Raw genomic sequence first — 10264 nt, 5'->3', positions numbered from 1 at the left:
AAGCATAAAAAGTACCCTTATATCACAAATGTGACATAAGAGTACTATCTAAGCTCTTTTTTTAAAATGTCCTTGACATGGGGTCCACTTTAATGAATTCATAACTTATACCTTCATATTTATTATTTATCTATATTAATATTCTTACTTTTTTATTCACATCATAAAAGATAATATAATATCACATTGCAAGTATTCTATATTTTTAGCATTTCTATATAAAATCAAAAATCCATTTATCTTATTAGAATTTTTAATATTAGTTTAGTTTTAAAAAGAAATTATTTTTAATTCTTCTTTAAAAAGATCTGTATATTATAGTTCGAACCAATTGTTGCTAATAGAATGTCCTTAATCTCAGTTTTATATCTTCTATTTAGTGTATCAATAAGCCATTCCTGTGTCCTATCTATATCTTGTAATGCATTAATATCGATAGTTCCCTCTCTTATCACCACCGAGGGTAGTGAAAAAGGAGGTTTTAATATTTGCATATCCTGAGATGTAACAGATTGATAAGAAGAGTCTAAAAATACAGATATTCTACCTCCAGGTTCCCATAAGGCAATAGCAATCTTTTTGATATCATCTATCTTTTCAACCCTTAGTTCTGATAATAGAAAATCCAAGGAAATCTTAGCTTTAATTAAATTTTTATATATAATTTCTCCATTTCTTATAATAGGAAGTGGTGCAGGAGAAAAAAACTTTTCTATCACTCGAAATTTTAACGTTAAGTTTAAAGAAAAAATATACATAATTACTAAAACAGCAGTAGTAGTTATTGAACCTACCATTCCTAATCCTTCATCAGAAAGTGGATGAGCTAATATGTTACCTAAGGTAATAGCTATAATAAAATCTAGAAGCCTTAATTGCGAAATTGAACGTTGACCTAATATTTTTACAGCTAATAGAAGCACAAGATATGCTATAACTCCTCTTAAAATCCATTGAATAATTGTTAAAGATTCTTGCCCATAGAAAAAGTTCACATTTTATACCTCCATAGCAATTCATTCAAATTATTGCTACTAGTATACCGACTTCTATTCTTAAATATGTATTTCTTCAAATTTTAATCAAGGTTAAACATTTCACATTTTGGTAATATGATACTTCGTCTATTGCATTAGAGTTAATTATATTATAAAATTAGGCGTGTAAAGACATAATATTTAGATAATATATTTTAGAGAGGATGGTGTATATGCCTTTTGATTTAGATGTTCTATTTATGATATTTTCCTTTATAACTATATTTTTTACTTTTGTATATATAGTGAAGAATTATGATTTGAGCTTAGGTATATATCATAATATCGATATTTCAAAGGCTAAAGATTGCTATTTTAAATACATCATGCTTAATAAACTATCTACCAAAAATTATGATACTTATAATAAATTTCAATTATGGTTGTATGTAGTAGAATTCTAATATTGAAAATACTAGACTACCAAGTATATCTCAATATTAGAAGGAGTTGTATAATTTTGATGAATTTATTACAAATATTATTTGATAACATGAACAGTTTAACTAATGATTATGGATTAACCATTATACTAATAACGATGCTATTTAATGTGGTACTCTTACCTCTAACTATAAAGCAAAAGAAATCTATGAAATCCATGCAAGGTTTAACAGAGAAAACTAATGTAATAAAAGAAAAATATAAGAATAATGAATCTAAGATGAATGAGGAACTTCAGGCGCTTTATGCTAAAAACTCTAAATCTTTTTTAGGTATTTTATTAATGTTTATTCAAATGCCTGCTTTCATTGTAATGTATAGATTATTTACAAATAATATTACTAGCGTGTCAACTAATATTTTCCCTTGGTTGACATCATTATCAGTACCGGATCCATATTTCATACTTCCTATTTTATATGTACTAGTACAAATAATGCCAAACATTTTAGTAAGTATGAGTATTATAAAGACTACTGAGGTACCAAAGATATCTAAACAATTAGTTATTGTTCCAACTATAATGGCAGTTTTATTGGTATCCAATGTACCATCAGCCTTGGGAATCTACTTTGTAACATCTTCATTTATTCAAAGTACTCAAAGACTGTTTCTTTAATTTAATGATAAAAATATATCCCTCTTTTCCAATGGAAAAGAGGGACTACTTAATAGTATATTAAATTTCATTATTCAACCACTCTTCTAATTGAGCAATTTCACCTTCATAACCTACTAGAAGATTTATAGTTTCCATTACCTCAGAAGTCCCTAGATGTTGTTCTTCCTCATCAGCACATTCAATACTCAAAGACCTTTTCAAGTTATACTCTAACCAACCTAATTTATTGGAAAATCCATTTAATAATACATTATTCCAATTTGCCTGTAATTTTCCATGTTTCTTTTTATAAGCATTTATAAAGGCTAGAAACTTTTCTTTGTTAATATTTCCATTTACATCTTCAGACCAGTATATAGCTGTTTCGATTAAATCATGCATAGGATTTATATATCCAGCCGATTCCCAGTCAATAATTGTGGGAGATCCTTGATTCCACATAACATTTTTACAGTCTAAATCTCTATGGCTGATAACCATATTCGATGAAAGACTTCTGACAGATTCATTTGCCTTCTCATTCCAATAATAAAGTTTATCAATGATTTCAGATAACCTATTAGCCCATACCACATTTTCATCTTTTCCCTTTTGTACATAGTCATTCCAATCTATTAATTCTTCATCATTAGTAATATGTTCTTTTATTTCAATTTCAGCAAAATTTGTATGATGTATATCTGCTAGAATATTACCTATTTTTTTAGAATGCTCTATATTAAGTTCATTAGCTTTAAGTATTCTACCCTCTATCCAATCAAATACAAGATAAAACTGATTGTCAACTTCTTGGATAAATTTATCATTAAACCTTTTAGCCGGTAGGGCAGGTACATTATTAGATATAATCTTTGCTATTTTTTCAGAGTTAATATAGTTTTCCATTGCAATAGGTCTAAACATTATTTGAGGGTTTAATGCTTTGATTGCATATTTACCTTCTAGGGTTTTAATAGAATACATTTTGTGTAAAAGTCCTCCTGATATAGGTAAAGGAGTATCTACTATATTTCCTATTTGTAATTTATTACATAGTTTTTCAAACTGTAAATTATAGCTTTGATTATTCATTTTTATCCCCCTTCACTCTAAATTTTATTATTCATATTCTTAAGTACTCTTCTTATCGAAAAACAAATAGGTATTTAAATTGATTTTAACTATCTAAGTATTGGTAGATATTCATTGGTAAAATATCTATCGCCATTGTATCTATTCCATATAGCTTAAAATGACCTTGTCTCATACTATACACAATTCCAGCTTCATTCAAAACTTTTAGATGTTTAGAAATACAAGCTTCAGTTAATCCCAATTGATTGGAAAGCTTTTGAGTGCTCTTAGGATTTCGATATATAGCTCTTAAAATTTTAAGACGAGAATCATCTCCTAATGCCCTAAGACCTTTTTTTAAGTCCTGAGGTATTGTTTCTGTGTAATCTTCATTCCCACATGCACGAATAGTCAAATTTAATAACCCTCCTGGCATGATACCCAATAGTAAATGCGGATCAATAAAGGAACTTATATTAATAAGAATTTTTGTTATCTCTTTGAAATTTAAATCAAATCGATAATATTTATGAAAATGGAAGGCTTCGTCGTCAATCTCTATTCTATTATGTAATGTCTTTATAAACTCTAAAAATTCCATTTTTTCACTATACACCTTATGTCTTTTCAGACTTCTTACTAAGAAAGGTTCAATCTTTTTAAGTTCATCTTGAAAATGTAAGTAATAATATTCTTTAAGTATTGAAATGAATTTTTCCCTTATCTTTTGCCATTGCTCTATATCATACTCATTGTTTTCCTTACACCTTAACTTCCCAGAGTGATTTTTAATTTTATCTCCAGGTACAAAATATTTATTATTTAATACATCCATAAATACATCTAGATCAATATTCTGAATATACTCCAAAGCTTCTATGATACTTAAACTATTGACCGATTCAGATAATATTTGAAAATCCAGGGCTGAGGACCATTCAAAATATCTATTGCCAAAGTCATCAATGTCCCTTAATAATTTTTCATTTATTGCTTTTCTCTGTTCTTTTGCCCATTCTAATTTCTTTATATGATGATCTGGATTCACTAATACATGCAAGCTACAAATCATTTCAAAATAAGGAGAATAAAGAAATTCTATCTTCCAGCCATTATAAGATTGTCGGTATATCTTCATACTTTCACCTCAATACAAGAAATAAATCCATATCTATTTCATCTAATTAGTATTTTAAATTTCATATATATATCTACTTTATTGAATTCTACAGCAATTAAGATATACCTTTAAAATAAAGCCATATTTCCTGTTTTCTTAGCATATTTTTCTCCTGATTTTAGCAATAAAATCGTAATAATTATCATAATTAGTGTTACCAAAGATATTAGTGCTAAAATAGGTAGTAATTGTACCAGTTCCTCTCCTTTGAGGAAAATTCTTCTTAATATTTTAATAGAGTAAGTTAAAGGAAATATATAGCTTATAATCTTAGCCCATAAAGGGAAAATAGCCACTGGTAGTTTTACACCTCCAAATAACTCCATTGGTTCCTCTAAAATAGTAAAAAGTATTCTTGTATCTCGGGAAAATAAAAATAATGCATTCAGAAACATCCCCCAAGCTATAGCAGGAATTATTAATGTTATAGTACCTATCACCGTTAACCCAATCCCTGGAAAATATAATTCTCCATAAAATTGAAACATCATAATTGCAAAAATTATAAATAACCAAACATTCTCAAAAAGCGAAGATATGGCATTGCCTAATACAAAAGCTAGCCTACTAGCTGGAGATAGATATATTAATTCTAATGTACCCCAAAATCTTTCTGAAGAAAATCCCCAAGCTGATTGGACTAAAGAATGAAAAAACATATGGGCAATATAACCAATCAAAATAAAAATCACTAGATTATTATCATTTAAATATCCTACCTTTTCTGCTCCCGCACTCAATTTAAAAGGTTTATATGTAAAATATGCCACTGCAAAGGTTAATATTGGCCAGATTAGCATTGAAAAATACACTAACTTACTATGAAAAGTAGTACGATGTTTTTTTAATGCTTCAGCTTTTACCACTCTCCAAAAGAATCTATACATTTTTCTCCCTCCTTGCTAAGCTAATAATAGTATCTTCTAACTTAGGCTCTTCGGATAAAAATTTCTTGATTGAAGCATTATACTGAGTTAGAAGAGTTGCTATACTGGTACTAACATCTTCTTTTGTTGTTAAGTATATCTCTGCATGCTGCTCTCTTCTTGTATATTTGACCTCCCCACTAAATTGAGTGCAAATATTGTTAATAGCTTTTTCTAGTTCAAATGATAATTCATCTATCTCAATTCTTAATATTTTGTGATCATTAACTAATAGAGCTAATTCTTTAGCACTTCCTTCAGCAATTAATATACCATTATCTAATACATATATATAATCACATAATTCCTCTACTTCATTCATATAATGAGAGGTTAAAAGAATCCCCTTTTCTTCCTCATCAGCTAATTTCTTTACATATTCTCTTAAATCTCTGGCTATAGGTGCATCTAATCCTAAAGTAGGTTCATCCATAAAAATATAAGTTGGATCATTAATAAGTCCCCTTGCTATTTGTAACCTTTGCTTCATTCCTTTTGAATATCTTTCTACTGGAGTATCTTTATCATCAAAAAGACCTACAAGTTTTAAAAGCTTATTAATTCGTTTTATCAAAATGTCTTTTGGTATATTGTAAATCTGCCCATAATACCAGAGATTTTCTTTTCCGGTAAGTCTCCAGTAAAGCATTCTCTCTCCTCCAGCTATCATATTGATTTTCTTCTTGATTTCATTAGCATCCTTTTTTAAATCCAAGTCATCTATAATAGCTGTTCCTTTGGTTGGTTCTATTAGAGTAGATAGCATCTTTATAGTTGTGGTTTTCCCTGCCCCATTAATACCTAGCAGCCCCGTGATTTTCCCTTTATTAATTACCATATTTAAGTTTTGGACAGCTTCAACCTTCTTCTTTTCTTTATGAAATAACCCTTTTTTAATCTTTGTAACATATGTCTTACTTAATCCTTCTGTTTTTATCACCTAGACCCCTCCTATGCTAAGTTATTTTCTAAAGCAATTTTTTCTATTCTTTTTAATAACTTAAATCCTATAACACTATATAATATTGCTAATATCATAAGATAACCAAAGTTGTTTAGCTGCTCTGGTATTCCCATCCCTAATATAACACTATTTCTTATCATATTTAGTGAAGTAGTCACCGGTATTATATGAGAAATATATTGAACCCATTGAGGCAAATATTCTATTGGATATGTAATACCACATAAAAGTAAAATAGCTAAAAAAACTGTATTCTGTGATATATAGGTATCTCTAAAGTAAAGCATTCCCGCTGCTAAAATTAAAGACATACCAAAATAGGCCACTAAAGAAATCAAAAAAGCTAATATTGTAGCTGGTATGTTGATCCCTGTGAGATTTATCCCAAAAGGTATACTGATGATAATTGCTAATAGAAATTCCATAGAAGTAGTGAAGGTTTGTTGTAGCATATTTCCAAAAAAATAACCTACTCTATCAAAGGGAGCAATCATCAAACTATCAATTGTGCCTGTTCTCATTTCAGTGATTAAGCTTCTACTTACATTTAAAAAAGTACCTACCACAAAAAGATATATACCACCTCCTAAAATTACGTAGGACATATAATCTGATGTTCCAGTAAATTCAGAAAATGAGTCATTCAGTTGCCCTTTAAATAAAAGATTATACATAAAGTAGGCTGTTAAAACTGTATAGAAGGCACTTAAGATTTTACCTATGAAAAATTCTAATGGGTAGGCCCTCCTTTGAATAATAAAGTTTCTCTTAAATGTTGCATATAAAATTCTTGTACGCATTTTTCTCCTCCTTCTTTTAATTAACTCGTCAGTTAATTAAAAAATCACTTCCCTTAAGGTGGATGTATTATACTCACTATATATTAATCTGTCAATCTTTATTTTCTCTTATATAATTAAAATTAATAATGTACCATCTGCCCTAGGAATATACCTTCTAGCATCCTCATTTTTTCTTTAGCTTTTTCAATAAACTCATATTCAATTTAACCTCCTGAATTACAAATCTACTTATTATATTTTCTAAATAAATAAAAATATAACAAAAACTTATTAATATTCATACAATAGTATGAATATTAATATATACAATTCATTTTTATACATCTTAAGATAAAAATTAGTGAAAGAATATTTTAAAATATCTGAGGAGTTTTTATATGAAAAAAATAACTCTAAGAAAGGTTTTTTTATTGATATTTTTGATTAGTATAGTTTTTGTGTCCTGTAAGGAGCTGAGAATTAATCTAAAAAAAATCAAGTCTGCATATAAAAGTAAAGAAAATATGGGCAGTATTGATATAGAATATTCTAATAAAAAACCTGATCTTAAATTTAAAAAATCATATGATACCAGTGGTTTTAAGAAATTAATTAAAGAAAAGTACAATAATAGTGATTGGATTCCCGTAGAAAGAAAAGATAGTTATAATAATGAATTACAACTCTATAGTGAAGATAATGTTACTCTAACAGATAATATAATCACAATCACTTCAAAAAAAGAATATAAGGAAAATAAGCTTTATACCTCGGGACTTGTTGAAAGTAGAAATGCCTATAAATATGGTTATTTTGAATTTAATATTAAATTTTCTAAGGGAAAGGGACTCTTCCCAGCTATATGGTTCCTTCCTATTAGTGGAGAACCCCTTCCAGAAATTGATTTATTTGAAATGATAGGTAGTGAACCTTATACATTCTATGGTGTAATTCATTTTGAAAAAAATAATATACAAAGCTCAGATTATTTTAAATATAAGGTGTCAATAAAAGATCAATACTCTGTAGCTCTAGATTGGAAGCCTGAGTCTATTACTTGGTATATTGATGATAAAGAGATCTATACTACAACAAAGAGTATTCCACAAGAATACATGTACATAATAATAAATCAAGCAATAGGTGGAAATTGGCCTGGAAATCCTACTGATGACACAGTTTTTCCTAATACTTTTGAAGTTATCCCTACTGACATAAGTCCAACACTTAAGAAAGGTAGGGATTAATTGATGTTATTCTTTATAGTTATTTTCACCAGTACTTTTTTTTCTATATATCATTTAATAAGCTCTCTTAAATTTAAAAACATGAGAGTTTTATATGATGTTAATCAACAAGGAATCTCTATGTTAATACCTTGCTATAATGAAGAACCTATAATAAGTCATACTATAAAAGGACTAATGAATTTAGACTATGATAATTTTGAAGTTATATTTATTAACGATGGTTCTGAGGATAGTACATTTACTCTTTTATATGATTTATTAGATTTAGCTATAATAGAAAACTATGCTCTCTCTTTGTTATCTAATGAAGTAAAAGGAATATATCAATCAAATAAATACCCTTTTATTTACGTAATTGATAAATATAACGGTGGAAAGGCAGACAGTTTAAATGTAGGTACTCTGTGCTCTAAAAAAGAACTGATTTTAACCATGGATGCTGATTGTGTTTTAGAAAAAAATGCTCTTCTAAGTATGAATAAAGTATTTGATGATAAAGATGTGATTGCGTCAGGTGGTGTAATTCACATTATGCAAATGTTTAAACTAGATAATAAACTTAAGAAAATAGTTTTAATGCAAGCTCTAGATTATATAAAAGGGTTCTATATTTACAAATCATCCCTTGCCTATAATAATGCCTTAAGTATAATTTCAGGGGCCTTTGGAATATTTAAAAAAAGTATTATTTTTGAAGTTGGTGGATTCAAAACAGGTTTAGGTGAAGATATTGATATAACACTAAAGTTTCAAGAATACGGAAAAAAGCATAATAAAAAACTTGTCTTCAATAAAAATGCCATTTGTTATACAGAATGTCCTGAAAACTTAAAAGAACTATCTAAGCAACGGATTCGCTGGCAAAAAGGCTTTATTGACGCTATCTTAAATAATAGTAGTTTTCTATTTAAAAATATTTTTAAAAGTAATGTTTGTTTTTATATGATTATAGATGCTCTACTAAGCAACTCCTTTGCTACTATTGTATTTATAATTAACGTGATTTTAATCTTAGCGAAAATAATTTATAATTATCCACTATATTTATTTATTTATTATGTTAATACCATATTATTTAATATTTTTTCTTCTATCATAGCTATAAGATCAGCAAAGAAGAATATTCCAAATTTAAAGACTAAAATCCTTTATTCTATGATTATCTTTGATATGATTTTTTTTCAATTTTTAAGAATATTCTTTTTTATAATTGGAACTGTCACTTACTATTTTGATAATAAAAATTGGAATAAAGTTAGTAGAACGAATAATAGCTATAAATTGTAGTGTTTTTGGGGGGCTAAGTTTGAAAAAACAAGATAATCTATTTAGACATGAAATAAAATATTTCATTAACCAAATTCAAGCTGCTGAATTAAGATTATTTTTACAACAAAACATGGACTTAGACCCTAATTGTGATGAAACTGGTTCTTACTGGATTAGAAGTCTATATTTTGACACTATAGATAATAAAGATTATTATGAAAAAATTATAGGCCATAACATAAGAAAGAAAATCAGACTTCGCCTATATGATATAGACTCCCCCTCCATAAAATTAGAAATAAAGAATAAGTATGATAGTTATATTTTAAAAGAAACTGTTACTATGTCCCGTAAAGATGTACACAAGCTTATAAATGGTGACTCTAGCCCCTTACTTAATTACAACAAAGCGACTGCTAAAAAAGTATTTTCCTTCATGCATAGAGACCTTTATCTTCCAAAGATCATTATTGATTATGATAGAGAAGCTTATATATATCCTTTTGAAAATATTAGAGTAACTTTAGACAAAAATTTAGCTGCGTCTTTTCACTCTCATGATTTCTTTAAAGATAATAAATCTATGATACCTATATTTAATAGTCCTATATTAATATTAGAAGTTAAATACAATCATATAATCCCTATATTTTTTCAAAATTTATTATCTAATTTTGAAATACAAAGATCAGAAATAAGCAAGTATTGTTTAGGAAGAGATATATTAAAGAGATAAA

At 27.8% G+C, this 10264-nt stretch carries 11 protein-coding genes; 5 read left to right on the top strand and 6 right to left on the bottom strand.

What is annotated here, in order from left to right; translation table 11 throughout:
* Positions 1-287: 287 nt before the first annotated feature.
* Positions 288-995, bottom strand: coding sequence for a DUF421 domain-containing protein (locus tag GOQ27_RS12985; protein WP_203367305.1), 708 nt, complete (start codon positions 993-995; stop codon positions 288-290).
* A gap of 215 nt (positions 996-1210) precedes the next feature.
* On the opposite strand from GOQ27_RS12985, the gene GOQ27_RS12980 reads away from it, so the two are divergent.
* A complete protein-coding gene (locus GOQ27_RS12980; RefSeq protein WP_203367304.1) occupies positions 1211-1441 on the top strand; it encodes a hypothetical protein in 231 nt (76 codons plus the stop codon).
* Between the two features lie 59 nt (positions 1442-1500).
* Positions 1501-2100, top strand: a complete 600-nt coding sequence (locus GOQ27_RS12975; protein WP_203367303.1) for a YidC/Oxa1 family membrane protein insertase — start codon at positions 1501-1503, stop codon at positions 2098-2100.
* Positions 2101-2160: 60 nt separating this feature from the next.
* On the opposite strand, the gene GOQ27_RS12970 is transcribed toward GOQ27_RS12975, so the two are convergent.
* The 5 genes from GOQ27_RS12970 to GOQ27_RS12950 all read right to left on the bottom strand — a co-directional run bounded on the left by GOQ27_RS12970 (position 2161) and on the right by GOQ27_RS12950 (position 7026).
* Positions 2161-3174: a phosphotransferase gene (locus GOQ27_RS12970; RefSeq protein WP_203367302.1), complete on the bottom strand. Its 1014-nt coding sequence runs from the start codon at positions 3172-3174 to the stop codon at positions 2161-2163.
* 85 nt (positions 3175-3259) lie between these two features.
* The gene (locus GOQ27_RS12965; protein WP_203367301.1) at positions 3260-4294 is read right to left on the bottom strand and encodes an ArsR/SmtB family transcription factor; all 1035 of its coding nucleotides are present in this window, start codon (positions 4292-4294) and stop codon (positions 3260-3262) included.
* A 110-nt stretch (positions 4295-4404) separates the two neighbouring features.
* Positions 4405-5223 carry an ABC transporter permease gene (locus GOQ27_RS12960; protein WP_203367300.1) on the bottom strand — a complete coding sequence of 273 codons (819 nt, stop codon included), beginning with the start codon at positions 5221-5223 and terminating at the stop codon, positions 4405-4407.
* Positions 5216-6202: an ABC transporter ATP-binding protein gene (locus GOQ27_RS12955; RefSeq protein WP_203367299.1), complete on the bottom strand. Its 987-nt coding sequence runs from the start codon at positions 6200-6202 to the stop codon at positions 5216-5218. Before GOQ27_RS12955 ends, GOQ27_RS12960 begins: the two co-directional genes overlap by 8 nt.
* A gap of 11 nt (positions 6203-6213) precedes the next feature.
* Positions 6214-7026, bottom strand: a complete 813-nt coding sequence (locus tag GOQ27_RS12950) for an ABC transporter permease (protein ID WP_203367298.1) — start codon at positions 7024-7026, stop codon at positions 6214-6216.
* A 380-nt stretch (positions 7027-7406) separates the two neighbouring features.
* Between GOQ27_RS12950 and GOQ27_RS12945 the strand changes: the two genes are divergently transcribed.
* From GOQ27_RS12945 to GOQ27_RS12935, 3 genes are all read left to right on the top strand, one after another.
* Positions 7407-8255, top strand: a complete 849-nt coding sequence (locus GOQ27_RS12945) for a glycoside hydrolase family 16 protein (RefSeq protein ID WP_203367297.1) — start codon at positions 7407-7409, stop codon at positions 8253-8255.
* Positions 8256-8336: 81 nt separating this feature from the next.
* Positions 8337-9545 (top strand): glycosyltransferase family 2 protein, encoded by a 1209-nt coding sequence (locus GOQ27_RS12940; protein ID WP_203367296.1) that lies wholly within the window; start codon positions 8337-8339, stop codon positions 9543-9545.
* Between the two features lie 19 nt (positions 9546-9564).
* On the top strand, positions 9565-10263 hold the full coding sequence (locus GOQ27_RS12935) for a polyphosphate polymerase domain-containing protein (RefSeq protein ID WP_203367295.1): 699 nt from the start codon (positions 9565-9567) through the stop codon (positions 10261-10263).
* The last annotated feature ends 1 nt before the right edge of the window (position 10264 follow it).

It is taken from the genome of Anaeromonas frigoriresistens, from assembly GCF_016820655.1.
GTDB lineage: Bacteria > Bacillota > Clostridia > Tissierellales > SIT17 > Anaeromonas > Anaeromonas frigoriresistens.
The sequence above is the reverse complement of the archived record's forward strand: the minus strand, read 5'-3'. Positions and strand labels throughout refer to the sequence as shown.

Coding starts and splice junctions, on each gene's coding strand:
- GOQ27_RS12960 (WP_203367300.1), bottom strand. CDS start 5,223: ATGTATAGATTCTTTTGGAGAGTGGTAAAAGCTGAAGCATTAAAAAAA.
- GOQ27_RS12980 (WP_203367304.1), top strand. CDS start 1,211: ATGCCTTTTGATTTAGATGTTCTATTTATGATATTTTCCTTTATAACT.
- GOQ27_RS12970 (WP_203367302.1), bottom strand. CDS start 3,174: ATGAATAATCAAAGCTATAATTTACAGTTTGAAAAACTATGTAATAAA.
- GOQ27_RS12945 (WP_203367297.1), top strand. CDS start 7,407: ATGAAAAAAATAACTCTAAGAAAGGTTTTTTTATTGATATTTTTGATT.
- GOQ27_RS12940 (WP_203367296.1), top strand. CDS start 8,337: ATGAGAGTTTTATATGATGTTAATCAACAAGGAATCTCTATGTTAATA.
- GOQ27_RS12975 (WP_203367303.1), top strand. CDS start 1,501: ATGAATTTATTACAAATATTATTTGATAACATGAACAGTTTAACTAAT.
- GOQ27_RS12965 (WP_203367301.1), bottom strand. CDS start 4,294: ATGAAGATATACCGACAATCTTATAATGGCTGGAAGATAGAATTTCTT.
- GOQ27_RS12950 (WP_203367298.1), bottom strand. CDS start 7,026: ATGCGTACAAGAATTTTATATGCAACATTTAAGAGAAACTTTATTATT.